The 15,663-nt window shown below is 68.0% G+C and carries 16 protein-coding genes; 5 read left to right on the plus strand and 11 right to left on the minus strand.

The genetic code is table 11. The features are described 5' to 3' along the window. The first annotated feature begins 68 nt into the window (after positions 1-68). From KL771_RS22685 to KL771_RS22695, 3 genes are all read left to right on the plus strand, one after another. Entirely contained in the window at positions 69-866 is a 798-nt protein-coding gene (locus KL771_RS22685; RefSeq protein ID WP_261970789.1) for an RNA ligase family protein, read from the plus strand. Beyond that, the gene (locus KL771_RS22690) at positions 863-1,981 is read left to right on the plus strand and encodes an AAA family ATPase (RefSeq protein WP_261970790.1); all 1,119 of its coding nucleotides are present in this window, start codon (positions 863-865) and stop codon (positions 1,979-1,981) included. Before KL771_RS22685 ends, KL771_RS22690 begins: the two co-directional genes overlap by 4 nt. Positions 1,982-2,121: 140 nt before the next feature. Continuing rightward, positions 2,122-2,544, plus strand: coding sequence for an HIT family protein (locus KL771_RS22695; RefSeq protein WP_261970791.1), 423 nt, complete (start codon positions 2,122-2,124; stop codon positions 2,542-2,544). 74 nt (positions 2,545-2,618) lie between these two features. Here the strand turns inward: KL771_RS22695 and KL771_RS22700 are convergent, their stop codons facing one another. The 9 genes from KL771_RS22700 to KL771_RS22740 form a co-directional block, all read right to left on the minus strand. Then, entirely contained in the window at positions 2,619-2,975 is a 357-nt protein-coding gene (locus KL771_RS22700; protein WP_261970792.1) for an AzlD domain-containing protein, read from the minus strand. After that, entirely contained in the window at positions 2,972-3,775 is an 804-nt protein-coding gene (locus KL771_RS22705; RefSeq protein WP_261970793.1) for an AzlC family ABC transporter permease, read from the minus strand. The genes KL771_RS22700 and KL771_RS22705 overlap by 4 nt, the downstream gene beginning before the upstream one ends. Before the next feature lie 153 nt (positions 3,776-3,928). Further along, positions 3,929-4,303: an AzlD domain-containing protein gene (locus KL771_RS22710; protein ID WP_261970794.1), complete on the minus strand. Its 375-nt coding sequence runs from the start codon at positions 4,301-4,303 to the stop codon at positions 3,929-3,931. Further along, positions 4,300-5,103 carry an AzlC family ABC transporter permease gene (locus KL771_RS22715; protein WP_261970795.1) on the minus strand — a complete coding sequence of 268 codons (804 nt, stop codon included), beginning with the start codon at positions 5,101-5,103 and terminating at the stop codon, positions 4,300-4,302. Before KL771_RS22715 ends, KL771_RS22710 begins: the two co-directional genes overlap by 4 nt. Before the next feature lie 138 nt (positions 5,104-5,241). Further along, positions 5,242-5,628: a VOC family protein gene (locus tag KL771_RS22720; RefSeq protein WP_261970796.1), complete on the minus strand. Its 387-nt coding sequence runs from the start codon at positions 5,626-5,628 to the stop codon at positions 5,242-5,244. A gap of 118 nt (positions 5,629-5,746) precedes the next feature. Further along, complete coding sequence (locus KL771_RS22725) at positions 5,747-6,823, minus strand: D-alanine--D-alanine ligase family protein (protein ID WP_261970797.1); 1,077 nt, start codon at positions 6,821-6,823, stop codon at positions 5,747-5,749. 292 nt (positions 6,824-7,115) lie between these two features. Then, a complete protein-coding gene (clpA, locus tag KL771_RS22730) occupies positions 7,116-9,530 on the minus strand; it encodes an ATP-dependent Clp protease ATP-binding subunit ClpA (RefSeq protein WP_261970798.1) in 2,415 nt (804 codons plus the stop codon). Positions 9,531-9,540: 10 nt separating this feature from the next. After that, positions 9,541-9,870: an ATP-dependent Clp protease adapter ClpS gene (gene clpS / locus KL771_RS22735; protein ID WP_054357243.1), complete on the minus strand. Its 330-nt coding sequence runs from the start codon at positions 9,868-9,870 to the stop codon at positions 9,541-9,543. Between the two features lie 561 nt (positions 9,871-10,431). Continuing rightward, positions 10,432-10,764 (minus strand): phasin family protein, encoded by a 333-nt coding sequence (locus KL771_RS22740; protein ID WP_054357244.1) that lies wholly within the window; start codon positions 10,762-10,764, stop codon positions 10,432-10,434. 536 nt (positions 10,765-11,300) lie between these two features. Between KL771_RS22740 and KL771_RS22745 the strand changes: the two genes are divergently transcribed. Beyond that, positions 11,301-12,845, plus strand: a complete 1,545-nt coding sequence (locus tag KL771_RS22745) for an SPOR domain-containing protein (protein WP_261970799.1) — start codon at positions 11,301-11,303, stop codon at positions 12,843-12,845. A gap of 52 nt (positions 12,846-12,897) precedes the next feature. Here KL771_RS22745 and KL771_RS22750 read toward each other — a convergent pair whose 3' ends face one another. Together KL771_RS22750 and KL771_RS22755 are read right to left on the minus strand one after the other, a co-directional pair. Then, positions 12,898-13,632: a DnaJ domain-containing protein gene (locus KL771_RS22750; RefSeq protein WP_261970800.1), complete on the minus strand. Its 735-nt coding sequence runs from the start codon at positions 13,630-13,632 to the stop codon at positions 12,898-12,900. Next, on the minus strand, positions 13,629-14,384 hold the full coding sequence (locus tag KL771_RS22755; protein ID WP_261970801.1) for a VWA domain-containing protein: 756 nt from the start codon (positions 14,382-14,384) through the stop codon (positions 13,629-13,631). Before KL771_RS22755 ends, KL771_RS22750 begins: the two co-directional genes overlap by 4 nt. A gap of 370 nt (positions 14,385-14,754) precedes the next feature. Here KL771_RS22755 and panC point away from each other — a divergent pair, with 370 nt between their 5' ends. Continuing rightward, positions 14,755-15,639, plus strand: coding sequence for a pantoate--beta-alanine ligase (gene panC, locus KL771_RS22760; protein ID WP_261970802.1), 885 nt, complete (start codon positions 14,755-14,757; stop codon positions 15,637-15,639). Positions 15,640-15,663: the final 24 nt, after the last annotated feature.

Below are 15,663 nucleotides of genomic sequence, written 5' to 3' on the forward strand. Positions count from 1 at the left end.
CCTATCCGATCTGATGCGACGCGGTTGAGCTGGGCTCGTCCGCGAACGCGGACCGATGCGAGCCTCCGATGTCCTCCGATTTCATCAAATACCCGCGCACGCCCCATCTCGTCGGGTCCCGGCTGCAGCCCGGCGACGACCCGTCCGGCCAGATCCCGGTCGGCGACCTGACCGATGGCATCCTCGTGATCGAGGAGAAGATCGACGGCGCCAATGCCGGGATCAGCTTCGACGCCGACGGGCGGCTGATGCTGCAGTCGCGCGGCCATCCGCTTGCCGGCGGCCCGCGCGAGGCGCAGTTCGCGCTCCTCAAGGCCTGGGCGCAGACGATCGAGCCCGACCTGCATGAAGTGCTCGGCCGGCGCTACATCGTCTACGGGGAGTGGTGCTTCGCCAAGCACACGGTCTTCTACGACCGGCTGCCGCACTATTTCCTGGAATTCGACGTGTTCGACCGGGAGACCGGCCGGTTCCTGTCGACACCCGCACGCCGGACCCTGCTCGAGGGACTGCCGATCGTGTCCGTGCCGGTCCTGCATGAGGGCCGGGTCGAGACCCGCAAGGCGCTCGAGGCGCTGATCGCGCCTTCGCTCTACAAGTCGAACGACTGGGAGGCGGCGCTGGCTGCGGCCGCCCGCGAGACCGGCCAGGACCCCGCGCGCGTCGCCCGGGAGACCGACCGGAGCCGTCGCGCGGAAGGGCTCTACGTGAAGCAGGAGCAGGACGGCCGGGTGATCGGCCGGTACAAGTTCGTGCGCGCCGACTTCCTGCAGGCGATCCTGTCGTCCGGCTCGCATTGGGCCGACCGGCCGATCGTCACCAACCGGCTCGCCCCTGGCGTCGACCTGTTCGGGGGGCTGGCATGACCTGGCTGCCGCTGCTCCTGTCCGAGACGCCCGACACCGCCGCGATCGCCGGCGCCTGGCCGGCGGTGGCAGCCATGGCCGCCTGCCCGCAGGACCGGGTCTATCACGCCGAGGGCGATGTCTGGACCCATACCCAAATGGTGGTCGGCGAGCTTCTCGCCGACCCGGCCTATCGCGCCTTCGATCCCGAGACCCGCCAGGCGCTCCTGCTCGCGGCCTGGTTCCACGATGTCGCCAAGCCGGCGACGACCGTGGAGGAATGGGATGGTACCGAGAACCGCATGCGCATCCGTCAGCCCGGCCATGCCCGGCTCGGCGCACGCATGGCCTGGACGGCGCTGTGGCGCGCCGGCCTGCCGCTTCCCTTGCGTGAGCAGGTGCAATGGCTGATCGCCTGGCACCAGAAGCCGTTCCACCTCTGGACCGCAACGGACATGCGCCGAGAGGCGATCACCTTCGCGGCCGTCGGCCATTGGCGCGCGCTCCTCACCCTGGTCCGCGCCGACAATCGCGGCCGCATCGCGCCGAATGCGGACGAAACGACCGAAAAGCTCGACCTCCTGGAGCTCTGGCTCGAGGAGCAGGATCTGCTCGACCACCCCTTCCCCTTCGCCAATGACGAGAGCCGCGTCCGCTTCTTCGCCACACCCAGCCGCGCGCCCGACTATGCGGCGCCCGCGCCGAAAGGCAGCCGGGTCGTCGTCCTGTCCGGCCTGCCGGGGGCCGGCAAGGATACCCACGCCGCGGCCGCCCTGAAGGACCTGCCGCAGGTCTCCCTCGACCGGCTGCGCGGCACGTTGGGGATCGATCCGGAAGACCCGCAGGGCCGCGTCGTGCAGGCCGTCCACGAGGCCGCACGGGTGCACCTGCGTCGGCGCGAGCCCTTCGTGTGGAACGCAACCAACCTGACCCGGCAGTTGCGCACCAAGGTGCTCGGCCTGCTGCTCGACTACGAGGCCGAGATCGCGATCCACGCCTTCGACCGCCCGGAGGCGAAGATTCTCGCTCAGAACCGCGCCCGCGATGCCGTCGTCCCCGACGCCGTGATCCGCCGCCTCGCCGACAAATGGGAACCGCCGAGCCTGATCGAGGCGCACCGGGTAGAGTGGGTGTAGGGTTTGCCGAAAGGCGACCGCCCGACCCTGCCGCCGCTGAGGCGGCAGGGCACCCGCTCGGCGGGATTGACCGCCACCGGCGCCGGCCTTACTCAGCGATGAAACAACACGCCACCCGCACGCCCTGCCCGGAGCCGCCCATGTCCACGGCCTATGACAGCAACAACATCTTCGCCAAGATCCTGCGCGGCGAGATCCCCTGCTTCCGGCTCTACGAGGATGAGCGCACCCTCGCTTTCATGGACATCATGCCGGCGACCGACGGCCATTGCCTGGTCATCCCCAAGACACCCGCGCGCAACATCTTCGACTGCCCGGCCGAGGATCTGGCGGCAGTGACGGCGGTTGTGCAGAAGCTCGCGCTGGCCACCCGCAAGGCCTTCTCGGCCGACGGTGTGACCATCCAGCAGTTCAACGAGGCGGCCGGCGGGCAGGAGGTGTTCCACCTGCATTTCCATGTCATTCCGCGCAAGGAGGGCGAGAAGCTGCGTCCCCTGCCCCGCTCGGTGGCCGACATGGCCGAACTCGGCCGGCAGGCCGACGCCATCCGCGCCGCGCTCTGACGGCATTCGCCTTCACACCGTCTGCGGCCCAGCGGCACCCGAGGCCATGATGTCGGGGTCGCAGACGACGCGACCTACGCCCCGGCCGCCAAGGCGGCCAGGATGACGGCGTCGCCCACGGCGACGCCGGCCAGCACGCTACGGCCGGTGAAATGATAGGCGAGGAATCCGGCCAGGACCGCGCCGAGGCGGACGCCGAGCGGCAGGACGCCGACCGAGCCCATCGGATGGCCGACCAGCAGCGCCACCTGCGCGGCGATGACGGCGGCGGCGACCGCACGCGCCCATTCGAACAGCGGATGGCTGGCAGAGAGCCGCGACCCGATCACGATGCCAGCGAGCCGCAGGCCCGCGATCACTGCCACGCCGGCCACCAGCACGAAGGCGGTCAGCCCGATGTCGCCGGGATGCGCGAAGGCCGGACCGTTCACGGCACCTCCGGCGGCAGGATGCGGCGCCACAGGCGCACCGTCGCGAAGGCCAGCGTGCCGCCGACGAGGCCGACGCCGATCAGGGTGAAATCCTTCAGAACGGGTTCGAGCAGCGGCGCCGCGACGGCCCCGATGGCGATCGCCAGCCAGGGCGTGGCGCTGCGCGCCGAACCGGCCGCATTGAACAGGAGATGCATCGGCAGGATAAAGACCAGGAGCGCCGTTACCAGCGGCGGCAGGGCCGCGGCGGCCTGGTGGCCGATCGCTCCGGCGGCGAGACTGAACGTCATGAAGGCCATCGCGTAGCCGGAGAAGAAGGGCAGACGTGCGGCCTCGGGCAGGAGCGGCAGGCGCTGCTGGGCCATCGACCAGGGCACCGTCGAGATCGCCTGCGCGATCGGCAGGGCGAAACGGCGCCGGTCGCGCGCGCCGAACAGCGGCAGCACCGAGACGACCATCGGCAGAAGCGGGATCGAGGCCAGCAGTACCGAAAGCGCGGTCGGCGCCAGCATGGCACCCTGCGCGATGCCATGGGCGAGCACCACCTGCGCCGACATCCACCAGACCCCGGCGCCGACGATAAGCATCTCGCCGAACGACAGGCCGGCTTCGCGGGCGAGCGTCCCGAAGGCCAGGAAGTTGAGGACCGGCACCAGCGTCGACCCGTCGAGCGTCGCGCGCGCGCCGGCGAGTACCCACTCGGGCAGGGTCGGCGGGCGCGGCGGCGGCCGGACGATTTCGGTCGGCAGTTCGTCGGCTGCAAGGCGCGGCGCGTCGGCCCGCCGCCGAAACCAATCCATGGCTGGCTCAACTCCGCTTGACGCCAGTATCGCCCGTGGCGACGCGGATCGGAAGGCCCCAAGCGCGCATCGGCCGCGGTCCGGCCGGCCTTGCCGGCTTGCGCCGGGCTCGGCACGAACGGGTCCGGCGCGCTGCCCGCGATGCCTCGGACCCTACGGCATGCCGACGAGGCCGGCCCAGAGTCCGAGCAGCACCGCCTCGCCGACGAGCACGGCGACCAGCACGTTGTTGCGCGACGCCTTGTAGGCGGCGAAGCCGGCCGCGACCGACAGGAGCCGCAGCCACATCGGCGCCAGCCCCAGGCTGCCGGACGGCAGGAAGATCAGTTGGGCGATCACCCCGGCGACCAGGGCGGTGGCGACCGACTTCACATAGGTGAAGATCGCGCTGTCGTCGGACAGCCGCCCGGCGAGGACTACGCCAAGGATGCGCCACATGTCGTTGGCGAACCAACCGGCGATCAGAATGAAGAGATAGGGCCACCACCAGGCATCGAACTGGTGATAGGTGGCGGTCAGGAGATTCACGGTCCGACCTCCATCCCGGCATTCTCGGTCGCCGCCGGCACCCGCCGGCGCCGCCCAGCATCGATCCGGCGTCCGACCAGGAAGGCGGCCGTGCCGCCGACGAGGCCCGTCCAGATCAATTCGAAATTCGGCTCCAGCCAGTGCATCGCCGGCCAGGCCGCGACGCCGAAGGCCAGCGCCAGCCGGTCGGAGGCAAGCCGCGCCGCGCCCCAGAGCGAAACGGTGAAATAGAGCGGGGTCAGCAGCGTCAGCCCGGCGGCGAGCAGCGGCGGCAGCGCGCCGGCCAGTTCGTGCGAGACGCCGGCGACGATCATCGCCCCGGAGGTCAACGTGACCGCGAAACCGGCGAAATAGGCGGCCCGCGCCTCGCGCGGCAGGCCGGGCAGCTTGGCCATGCCGAAGACCCAGGCGGTCACGGCCACGAAATGCGACAGGAACAGGAGCGTGAGCTTCGAGGTTCGCTCGGCGCGCATCACGGGCACGATCGACATGACCATCGGCATCAGCCGGAAGGCCGACAGGCTGACGGCGATGAAGGTCGCCGCCAGCGAGGCCCCGGTCTGCACCGCGCCAACCAGCACCACGCAGGACGGCAGCGCCCAGATCCCGCCGGCCATCACGACCGTCTCGACCAGCCCGATCCCCGAGGCGCGGGCCAACCCGGCGAAGCCGACGAAGGAGGCCATCAGGATCATGGCCGGGATCGACAGGAACTGACGCGCGCCGCGCGCGAACCAGCGCGCGGTGGAGACGGTCTCGGCAGGATTGGCAGGATCGGCAGGATCGGCAGGGTTATCCATCGGGCGCCCCGAATTCGGCGCCCCGGACATAAGGGGGATCCGCCCGGCAGGCAACCGGACAGGGCCGCAGGGCACGAATGCGGGAGCCGTCAAGGGCCGCCCGTTCGCAGAGGCACGGCGGTCCGGGACGAACCGGGGTCAGCCCGCCCCGTGGAACACCGCCTCGATATTGTGGCCGTCGGGATCGAGGACGAAGGCCGCGTAGTAGTTCGGGTGGTAATGCGGCCGGAGGCCGGGCGGGCCGTTGTCGATGGCAAGCATGGCCATGGCGGCGCGATGGAAGGCGTCGACAGCCGCTCGGTCCGGAGCCCGGAAGGCGACGTGCAGGCAGCCGGTCAGGGCCTGCCCGGAAGCGATCCAGAAGGACGGCTTGCCGTTCGCACCAAAACCGCAATGCGCCTCCGCGCCGGTCTCCGCCGCCGTCACCTCCATGACGACGCCATAGCCGAGCGGGTCCAGCACGGCCTCGTAGAAGGCGCGCGAGCGGGCAAGGTCGGAGACGGGAACGCCGATATGGTCGAGCATGTCTGAGCACCCAGAGTCAAAATGGGACCTTGCATCAGGCGACCGGCCCGCGCATGCGGGAGACGGTATCGAAGACAACCTGCGACGCACAGCCGGGAATAGCACGGTCCCGTCGGCCTCAGCCGACCCGGCCGGCCCGCGCCAGACCATGGGCGACCAGGCGGTCGATCAGCTCGGCATAGCCGATCCCGCTGGCCGCCATGGCTTTCGGGTACATGCTGATATTGGTGAAGCCCGGGATGGTGTTGAGTTCGTTCACGACGAAGCGGTCGTCGTCCATCAGGAAGAAGTCGGCCCGGGCCATGCCGTCGCAGCCGAGCGCCCGGAAGGCGCGGGCGGCGGTCTCCTTGAGCGCCGCCTCGACCGCATCGGGCAGTTCGACCGGAACCTTCAGCGCCGCGCCGGCCTCGTCGACATATTTGGCGTCGTAGGTATAGAAGCCGTGGCTTTCGGCCGGCACGATCTCGCCCGGCCGGGACACGAACAGGCCGCCGGCCGGGTCTTCCAGAACGGCGAATTCGATCTCGCGCCCCTTGATGAATTCCTCGGCGAGCAGCTTGCGGTCGTGGCGGAAGCCTTCCTCGAGCGCGGCCGCATAGCCGGCCTCGTCGACCACCTTGCTGACGCCGACCGAGGAACCCTGCCGGGCCGGTTTGACGAAGAGCGGCAGGCCGAGTGCGGCCTCGAGCGCCGCAAATGTCGGCTCCGCACCCTGGTGGACGGTCACCGAACGCGCGACGGGGACGCCGGCTTCGATCAGAAGGCGCTTGGCCACGTCCTTGTCGAGCGCATTGGCCGAGCCGATGATGCCGCATCCGACCAACGGAATGCGCGCAACCTCGGCGAGCCCCTGAACGGACCCATCCTCGCCCTGCAGTCCGTGCAGAACCGGAAAGAGAACGCCTATCTCCGGGACTTCGTAGGGTGCGCCACTTTGCGGAATGGCCAGTGCCCGTCCCTGCCCGCCCGGGATCAGGCAGATCTCGGTGCCGGTTTCCGGCCGCTCCGGCACGCCGTCCTCGAAACGGCTGAGCAGCCAGCGGCCGTCCCGGGTGATGTAGACCGGCACGATGTCGTAGTTCGTCGGCGCCAGTGCGCGCATCACGTTGGTACCCGACATGACCGACACCTCATGCTCGGCGGACCGGCCGCCAAACAGAACAGCGATGCGCAGCCGGTTCGAAATCGTGGCCATGGAAAACTCCGGGACGTCGCGGGCGCAACTGGCCGCTGGAAGTGTCGGGCAGGCAGACGGCACACCGACTCAGCGGAGACGTCGCCTTTCCGTCCTACCTCATCGCCCCGGGCGCCGGAATTGCGGCAAAGCCCTGCCGAGCCACATGCAGGCGGTGCAGCAAGCGCAAAGATGGAGAGGGCCGCCCGAGCAGCGGCGAAGCCGGCGGGCCAGAGCGCCGGTGCTCACGCAAAGGCCCGCCCGGGTTGGTCTCCGGACGGGCCGATCGATCGTCGCATCGTGAGCGGGCAGCTCAGCCGAGCGGCACCTTCGGGATCAGTCCCTTGCTGCCGCGCGCCGGGACGGGCGGACCGGCCTTCTTGGGCTTGGCCTTGGGCGGCGCCTTGGCCTGCACTTCCGGCTCGGGCTGCGGTTCCGCCGGGGCGGCGGCCTCGGCCGGGATCGAGTCGAGCAACAGTTCCGTGCCGCCCTCCTTCACCGAAACCTTGACCACGCCGCCCTTGCGCAGCTTGCCGAACAGAACCTCGTCGGCGAGCGGCTTCTTGATGTGTTCCTGGATGATGCGTCCGAGCGGGCGGGCGCCCATCTGACTGTCGTAGCCCTTTTCGGCGAGCCACTTCACGGCAGCGTCGTCGAGTTCGAAGGTCACGTTGCGGTCGGCCAGCTGACCTTCCAGCTGCATCACGAACTTGGTGACGACCTGGTGCACCACCTCCATGGGGAGGTGCTGGAAAGTCACGACCGCATCCAGCCGGTTGCGGAATTCCGGCGTGAACAGCTTGTTGATCGCCTCCTGGTCGTCGCCTTCGCGCTTGACCCGGTTGAAGCCGATCGGCGCCTTGGCGAGGTCGGCTGCGCCGGCATTGGTGGTCATGATCAGGATGACGTTCCTGAAGTCGACCTGCTTGCCGTTGTGGTCGGTCAGCCTGCCATGGTCCATGACCTGCAACAGGATGTTGAACAGGTCCGGATGCGCCTTCTCGATCTCGTCGAGCAGCAGCACGCTGTGCGGGTGCTGGTCGATGCCATCGGTCAACAGGCCGCCCTGGTCGAACCCGACATAACCGGGCGGTGCGCCGATCAGGCGGCTGACGGTGTGGCGCTCCATATATTCCGACATGTCGAAGCGGAGCAGTTCCACGCCCAGCAGCTTGGCCAGCTGGCGCGCCACTTCGGTCTTGCCGACGCCGGTCGGTCCGGCGAACAGGTAGGAGCCGATCGGCTTCTCCGGTTCGCGCAAGCCCGCCCGGGCGAGCTTGATCGCCGCCGAGAGCGACTCGATCGCCTTGTCCTGGCCGTAGACCACGCGCCGGAGATTGGTCTCCAGATGCTGCAGCACCTCGGCGTCGTCCTTGGAGACGGACTTCGGCGGGATGCGCGCCATGGTGGCGATGGTGTCCTCGACCTCCTTCACGCCGATCACCTTGCGGCGCTTCGATTCCGGCACCAGCATCTGCGCCGCGCCGCTCTCGTCGATCACGTCGATCGCCTTGTCGGGCAGCTTGCGGTCGTTGATGTAGCGCGAGGACAGTTCCACCGCCGCCTTGATGGCGTCGTTGGTATAGCGGACGCGGTGATGGTCCTCGAAATAGGGCTTCAGACCCTTCAGGATCTCGATCGCATCCGGAATGGTCGGCTCGTTCACGTCGATCTTCTGGAAACGACGGACGAGGGCCCGGTCCTTCTCGAAGAACTGGCGGTATTCCTTGTAGGTGGTCGAACCGATGCAGCGGATCGAGCCGCCGGCGAGCGCCGGCTTGAGCAGGTTGGAGGCATCCATGGCGCCGCCCGACGTGGCTCCGGCACCGATCACGGTGTGGATCTCGTCGATGAACATAATCGCCTTGGGATATTCCTCGATCTCCTTGACGACCTGCTTGAGCCGCTCCTCGAAGTCGCCGCGGTAGCGGGTGCCCGCCAGCAGGGCACCCATGTCGAGGGCGAAGACGGTCGAGCCCTTGAGCACGTCCGGTACTTCGCCGTTGACGATCCGCCGGGCAAGACCTTCGGCGATGGCGGTCTTGCCGACGCCGGGATCGCCCACATAGAGCGGGTTGTTCTTGGAGCGGCGGCACAGCACCTGGATGGTGCGCGCGATCTCGCTGTCCCGTCCGATCAGCGGGTCGATCTTGCCCTTGCGCGCCTTGTCGTTGAGGTTCACGCAATAGGCTTCGAGCGCGTCGGTCTTCTTCTTCGGCCCTTCGCCGTTCTCGCCTCCCGACATCTCGTCGTCGGCTCCTCTCACCGGGCGGCTCTCCGCGAGCCCCACGCGCTTCGCGATACCGTGACTGATGTAGTTGACGGCGTCGTAGCGGGTCATGTCCTGCTCTTGCAGGAAATAGGCCGCATGACTCTCCCGCTCGGCGAAGATTGCGACCAGGACATTCGCCCCCGTCACCTCTTCCCGACCGGAAGACTGGACGTGGATCACGGCACGCTGAATGACGCGCTGAAATCCGGCCGTCGGCTTGGAATCGTCCTCTCCGTCGCCGACCAGGTTGTCGAGCTCGGTGTCGATATATTCGACGAGATTGCGCCTCAGAAGCTCCAGGTCGACGTTGCAGGCCCGCATGACCGCGGCCGCATCCTGGTCGTCCAGAAGCGCAAGCAGCAGGTGCTCGAGCGTGGCATATTCCTGCCGGCGCTCGTTGGCATAGTGGAGCGCCTGGTGGAGCGCCTTCTCGAGGCTGCGTGAGAAGGATGGCACTGGCAGGACCTCACTTCTTTTCCATGACGCATTGCAGGGGATGCTGGTGCTGGCGGGCGAAGTCCATCACCTGGGTGACCTTGGTTTCGGCCACCTCGTAGGTGTAGATGCCGCATTCCCCAACGCCATGATGATGGACATGCAGCATGATGCGTGTCGCCTCTTCGCGCCCCTTGTTGAAGAAGCGTTCGAGGACGTGGACTACGAATTCCATCGGCGTGTAGTCGTCGTTCAGCAGCAGCACGCGGTACATGTTCGGCCGCTTCGTCTTCGGTCGCGTCTTGGTGACCACGACCGTTCCGGGATCCTGCTCTCCAGGTCGCCGCGCGTCTTTGCTCATCTGTCGGCCTGACTCGCGTCCATTTTCGTCCGCCAATAATGTCCGGCTACGCCGGATTCGGTAAGCCCGCCGCCAAGCAAGGAACCGTGATGCCGGGAGCCCGATAGGCACTCTCGGCCGGTCCGCCGCCGCGCATCAAGCCGCCCGACCCGAACACATATGGGGCGGCTCCGGATTCATTTTAAGGGAGTTTCCGACAAGGGCAACGCGACGCTCAAGGAATTGAGCGGACAAACCGCCACCCCGGTGTGACGGACGAGCGCGCGGCCCTCGCAGGGCCGGCGCTTCGGAAAGCCGGCGCGTGCCGGACAGGGCCGCATCCGCGGCCGGATCGCGCGAGATTCACGGAGGGGCCGGGCGGCATCGGCACGAGCGCAGGCGCCCGCGGTCGGTCGGGTTTCCGCGCTGCGACATAAACGGATGGCAGATTTGCATGACGGCTGGACGGCGGTCGCAAGACCGGATGCGTATCAATCCGTCCCGAAAAGCACGAAGCCCGGCACTGGGCCGGGCTCGGATCGCTCGTCTGATCAGTCGGGCGCCCTCAAGGGCGCACCGGACTTACTTGGCCTGGAACTTGGCGAAAGCGCCTTCGTAGGGCTTGTAGAGCTCTTTGGCGAGGTCGACATACATCTCGCCGACCTTGGTGAGTTCAGCGACATAGCCTTCGTAGGCGGACTTGACGTATTCGCTCTGCAGTTCGATCGCCTTATCCAGCGTCTTGACGCCGAACAGCTTCTCGACCGTGGCCGTGCTCTGCTCGAAGGACTTCTTCGAATAGTCCGCGACTTCGACCGCGATGGCCTGCACGCCCTTGGAAATCACGCCGATCTGCTTCATGGCGTTATCCATGTTCTCTTTCGAAGCCTTCTGGAATTCGTCGACGTTGACCATGTTCGTTTCCTTTCTTCAGGACCGCGGGCCATTCCTGCAGTCCGTTCTATGTTGCAGCGCACAATACGCAGCCCCCAGCCCAGGGTCAACAGAATTTTTGCGCCGCAAAATGATTTCATACGCAACTAATACGGTTTACCCTTCTTCAACCGAGAGCACGGCATTCTAACGACCGTGGACGGTCCGCAACGCCCAGGACCGCCGGCGCCACCATCCGGCCCCGATCTCGGGTCAGACGATGGCTGCCGGTGAGACCGACCCGGACAACGAACCGGGACGTGGCGGGCTGGCCGTGTGGAGTGTGGGCGTCAGATCAGGCGTCCCGGCGTGAAGTCCGACCGGATCGGGACGATCCGGCCGCTGCAACCGGGGACGGGAAAGTGCATCACAATCGTCTGTTCGGGCGGGGCCGCCTCATGGCGGCGATTCTCGCAACGGTGGTCTTTTGCGCGTCTGTCGTCGAGGCGGATGCCGCGCGCCGGCATCGGCGCGGAACGGCCGCGCCCGGCGGAAATGCCGCTGCGAAGTCGGAGTCCATGGGAGAAAGCGGCCGCTACGCCGCATTCGTGGTCGACGGCAAAACCGGCAAGGTGCTGTTCTCCCGCAACGCCGATGCGCAGCGCTATCCGGCTTCCCTGACCAAGATGATGACGCTCTACGTCCTGTTCGAAGAACTGGAGCGCGGCCGCGTCAAGCTTGACACGCCCTTCGAGGTCTCGGCCTTTGCCTCCAATCAGGCACCGTCGAAGCTGGGTCTGCGTCCGGGCGATACGATCGAGGTCGGCGACGCGATCCGCGCGCTGGTCACCAAGTCGGCCAACGACGTCGCCGTGGTCATCGCCGAGAACCTGTCCGGCTCGCAGGATGCCTTTGCGGCGCGGATGACCCGCACCGCGCGCCGGATCGGCATGAGCGACACGACCTTCCGCAACGCTTCGGGATTGCCCAATCCGGGCCAGATCACCACCGCAAAAGACATGGTGACACTTGGTCTCGCGCTGCAGGACCGCTTCCCGGACTACTACCGCTTCTTTTCGACCCGCGCTTTCGCCTGGCGCGGCGGCGTGATCGGCAACCACAACCGGTTGCTCGGCCGGGTCGAAGGCATCGACGGCATCAAGACCGGCTACACCCAGGCGTCCGGGTTCAACCTGGTCAGTTCGATCCGCCGGGACGGCCGGCACCTCGTCGCCGCCGTGATGGGCGGACCGACCGGCCGTTCGCGCGACAACCACATGGCACAACTGCTGGAGACCTATCTGCCCGCAGCCAGTCGCGGGTCGAAGACCTTCGCGATCAACGACACCGGCCGCGATGACGCGCCGGTCCCGACCCGCAAGGCCGGTGGCGACAAGGTCGCATCGATCGACGGCGCCGTCACCCGGACCGAGGAGCGCGCGCCGATCGAGCGCGGAGCCGCGGTCGCCATGGCCAAGGCGATCCTGCTGCCGGAGGCCGGCTCCCGGCCGGCCTACGAGCCGATCTCGATCCTGCCGCCCTCCATCGGCACCCGCACCGCCGCGGCGAGCGTGTCCAGCTTCTCGATGCCGACGCTGACCGCCGCCACCAGTCCGGCGCCGGCTCCCGGCGCTCCGGCCTCTTCGAGCGCGACCGTGCGCTCCGCCGGCCTGACCCCGCCCGCCGCCATCCCTGGCAGCACGGCGAGCGGCTATGCGGATCCGCGTCGCACCGTCGGCGAACGCGAGATCGACTCCATCGTGACACGGTCGGTCGACCCTGCCGGCCGCAAGCCCGATCCGCGCCGCGCCGATACGACGAAGCCGGATGCGGGGGCGAAGCCGGACCCGGTCAAGAGCGATGCCGCATCCGGCAACAAAGGCTGGATGGTGCAGATCGCAGCCGTGGACACGGAATCGGCCGCAAAGGCTCTGCTGACCAAGGCCCGCGGTCAGGTCGGCAGTGCCCTCTCCGGCAGCCATCCGGTGGCCGAGGCCGTTTCCAAGGGCAGTTCGACCTTCTATCGCGCGCGCTTCGCCGGCTTTGCCGACCAGGCCTCCGCCAATGCCGCCTGTGCCAGTCTGAAGCGCAGCAACTATGCCTGTCTTGCCTTGCGTCAATGAGTGGGAGGCCGGGGTCTTGCCCCGGAGCCACCCGGTTTCCCGTGTCGAGTAATCAGTGATTGGAGCGCGTGCGATGCTTCCCGATGAGTCGGTCCTTGGCCTCGTTGATTTTCGCCGCCAGGAAGGTCGAGCCGCCGTGATCGGGATGAACCGCTTTCATGAGGCGCCGATGCGCGTCTCGGATTTCGGTCTCGCCAACTCCGGGCTCAAGGCCAAGAATCTTGTAAGCCTCCTGCTCTGTCATCGCGCCCGCAGCCGCCGCGCCGCCATGCCCCGATGCCGTGTCGCCGTTCAGGTCTTCACGCCAGAAGGGATCCCGGCGATCCAGATAAGCCTCTAGCAGAGCCCGGCTTTCCGGATCGGAGCGGAGGTCTCGCCAGAGGCGCCTGAGGTCGTCGGTCGTGAGCCGGGCCAGATCGCGGCCGGCGAAGGCGCCGGCCAGGACCCGGCCGCGCAGGTCTCCCGAATCGTGATCGAGTTCCATGTCCAGGACTGCCGTACGCACCGACGACCGGCGTCCCGCTTCGACCGCGTCGTCATCGCCCGCAGCCGAGCGCGTGCGAGCCTGAAGCAGCTTCGGTAGCAGCAAGCTGAGCCCGAACACGACCAGCGGTATGGCGACCAGATAGCGTCCCGTCATCAGCAAAAAACCGGAAAAAATCAGCAATGTCAGACCGATGACCTGCTTGAAGCCGCGTGCCAGCAGGGTCGGATTGGCGTTCGCGAAGCTCTTCGCCATCAAAAGGAATGCGAGCAGGGCGGCCACGCCGAGGAAGATGGTGTTCATGATGCTCCACGGTCCCGACCGAGCGAACCGACGAGCAGGCGCGCCCCCTCGCCGCCGCGCTCTGCGGCGCGCGCCAGTGCGGGATAGCCTCCGCTGGCATAGGCCGCAACGGCCCTGAGTAACGAAGCCAGCCGACCGGCCGACCCGGCATCGAACCGGCAATGCGCGCCGCCGGTCAGGCGGGCGATCTCGGCGAAGGCTTTGGCGGCGGCCGGATCGTCACCCTCCTGGAACATGAAGGCCTTGACACCCAGCAGGGCCAGATCCCCGGCCCGGCCGGCCAGCCCGTCGATCTCCTCCTCGGCGGCATCCCCGACATGGACCAGAGCGGCCAAAGGCGCCTCGCGCGCGGTCGCGGCGGCATGTCCGAGGACGCGACCGATCTGGGTGAAGCCGCTGCGGCATTCGATGCCGCTCATCAGGCGCTTCAAAGCCGCCGCGTCGCCGACGAAGCGGCTTGACCGGCATTCGCCGAGACCCCGGAAATAGACCAGACTGACCAGCAGCCCGCCCTGCCCGACCGCCTCTTCGAACATGCCGGCCTGAAGCTCGGCCGCACGGTCCCAGGTCGGCTGGCGGCTCATGGTCGCGTCCAGCGAAAAGACGAGCCGCCCGGCGCCGGCCCGCGGCGCCAGGCGTGCGGCCTCGGCGAGAAAGCTCTCGACCGCACGCGCACCGGGCGCCGACCGTTCGAGGCCTTCGCCGGCCCGCGCTGCCGGGCGCCCGTCGCGATCGTTGCGGTCGTCGACCATGCCTGAACCTCTCCTCGCCGACGCCCGAACGTATCGTACCGCCGAAACGGCCCGGAGACGCGCCATCTGTCAAAGTGGCATCGCGCCATGCCCCGGAAAAGCCCGATCTCGGGAATTTCCTCCGCGGCGCCGGTTCGCCGCGCGAGGGGGCCGCACGTCGAAGGTTCGGACTAACGCTGCGAACCGGAATGGCCCTGAGCTGCCCGGCTCGCTTTCCCGGCGGTCGAGGACCCGCCGATGGGGATCGCGATGCCGGACTCGATCCGTCTCCCCCAGGACTCCGCCACCCGGTCCATGCGACCATGGCGCGCGAAGCCCCGACCGGTCGACGGACCCAAGGATGACAAACAGAGACGCCTGAGGGAAACGCATGGAGACGAATACCGCCGCCGCCCACACCGCGACCGGCCCCGCCATCGTTCGCACCGTCGCCGATCTGCGCGCCCGCGTCACCGGTTGGAGGCGCACCGGCGACCGCATCGCGATGGTGCCGACCATGGGCGCGCTGCACGACGGGCATCTGTCCCTGGTCCGGATCGGCTTCGAACGGGCCGAGCGGGTGGTCGTCTCGATCTTCGTCAATCCGACCCAGTTCGCGCCACATGAGGATTTCCAGAGCTATCCGCGCACTGAGGTGCGCGACATGGAACTTCTGGAACTGCTCGGCACCGATCTGGTCTTTGCGCCCTCGGCCGCCGAGATGTATCCGCCGGGCTTTGCAACCCGGATCGAGACGGCCGGTCCGGCGCTCGGCCTCGAATCGGACTCACGGCCGCACTTCTTCGGCGGCGTGGCGACCGTCGTGGCCAAACTGCTGGTCGCCGCCATGCCCGACCTCGCCATCTTCGGCGAGAAGGACTACCAGCAACTCGCCGTGGTGCGCCGCATGGCGCGCGATCTGGGTTTGCCGGTCGAGATCGTCGGCGCGCCGACGGTCCGCGAGCCGGACGGTCTCGCCATGTCGTCGCGCAACGCCTATTTGAACCCTGAGGAACGGGATGTCGCGCCGGTGCTGCATGACGTTCTGATGCAGACGGCGGCGGCCTTGCGCGACGGCGTGCCGCCGGACCAAGCCCTCGACGACGGGCGCCGCGCCATCCTGGCCGCCGGATTCCGGGCGCTGGACTACCTGGACCTGCGCGATGCCCAGACCCTGGAGCCCATCTTCGACAGGTCCGCGCCCGGGCGGCCGCTGCGGCTGCTGGTGGCCGCCTGGCTCGGCCGGACCCGCCTGATCGACAATTGCGCCGTTTGATACCGGTTACCGAACGGCCGGCCG

The organism is Prosthecodimorpha staleyi (assembly GCF_018729455.1).
GTDB lineage: Bacteria > Pseudomonadota > Alphaproteobacteria > Rhizobiales > Ancalomicrobiaceae > Prosthecodimorpha > Prosthecodimorpha staleyi.

Excerpts from the sequence above, each read along its gene's own strand:
- KL771_RS22750 (WP_261970800.1), bottom strand. The coding sequence starts at position 13,632 with ATGAACACCATCTTCCTCGGCGTGGCCGCCCTGCTCGCATTCCTTTTG.
- KL771_RS22695 (WP_261970791.1), top strand. The coding sequence starts at position 2,122 with ATGTCCACGGCCTATGACAGCAACAACATCTTCGCCAAGATCCTGCGC.
- KL771_RS22685 (WP_261970789.1), top strand. The coding sequence starts at position 69 with ATGTCCTCCGATTTCATCAAATACCCGCGCACGCCCCATCTCGTCGGG.
- KL771_RS22740 (WP_054357244.1), bottom strand. The coding sequence starts at position 10,764 with ATGGTCAACGTCGACGAATTCCAGAAGGCTTCGAAAGAGAACATGGAT.
- KL771_RS22755 (WP_261970801.1), bottom strand. The coding sequence starts at position 14,384 with ATGGTCGACGACCGCAACGATCGCGACGGGCGCCCGGCAGCGCGGGCC.
- panC (WP_261970802.1), top strand. The coding sequence starts at position 14,755 with ATGGAGACGAATACCGCCGCCGCCCACACCGCGACCGGCCCCGCCATC.
- KL771_RS22725 (WP_261970797.1), bottom strand. The coding sequence starts at position 6,823 with ATGGCCACGATTTCGAACCGGCTGCGCATCGCTGTTCTGTTTGGCGGC.
- KL771_RS22690 (WP_261970790.1), top strand. The coding sequence starts at position 863 with ATGACCTGGCTGCCGCTGCTCCTGTCCGAGACGCCCGACACCGCCGCG.
- KL771_RS22705 (WP_261970793.1), bottom strand. The coding sequence starts at position 3,775 with ATGGATTGGTTTCGGCGGCGGGCCGACGCGCCGCGCCTTGCAGCCGAC.
- KL771_RS22715 (WP_261970795.1), bottom strand. The coding sequence starts at position 5,103 with ATGGATAACCCTGCCGATCCTGCCGATCCTGCCAATCCTGCCGAGACC.
- KL771_RS22720 (WP_261970796.1), bottom strand. The coding sequence starts at position 5,628 with ATGCTCGACCATATCGGCGTTCCCGTCTCCGACCTTGCCCGCTCGCGC.
- clpS (WP_054357243.1), bottom strand. The coding sequence starts at position 9,870 with ATGAGCAAAGACGCGCGGCGACCTGGAGAGCAGGATCCCGGAACGGTC.
- KL771_RS22745 (WP_261970799.1), top strand. The coding sequence starts at position 11,301 with ATGGGAGAAAGCGGCCGCTACGCCGCATTCGTGGTCGACGGCAAAACC.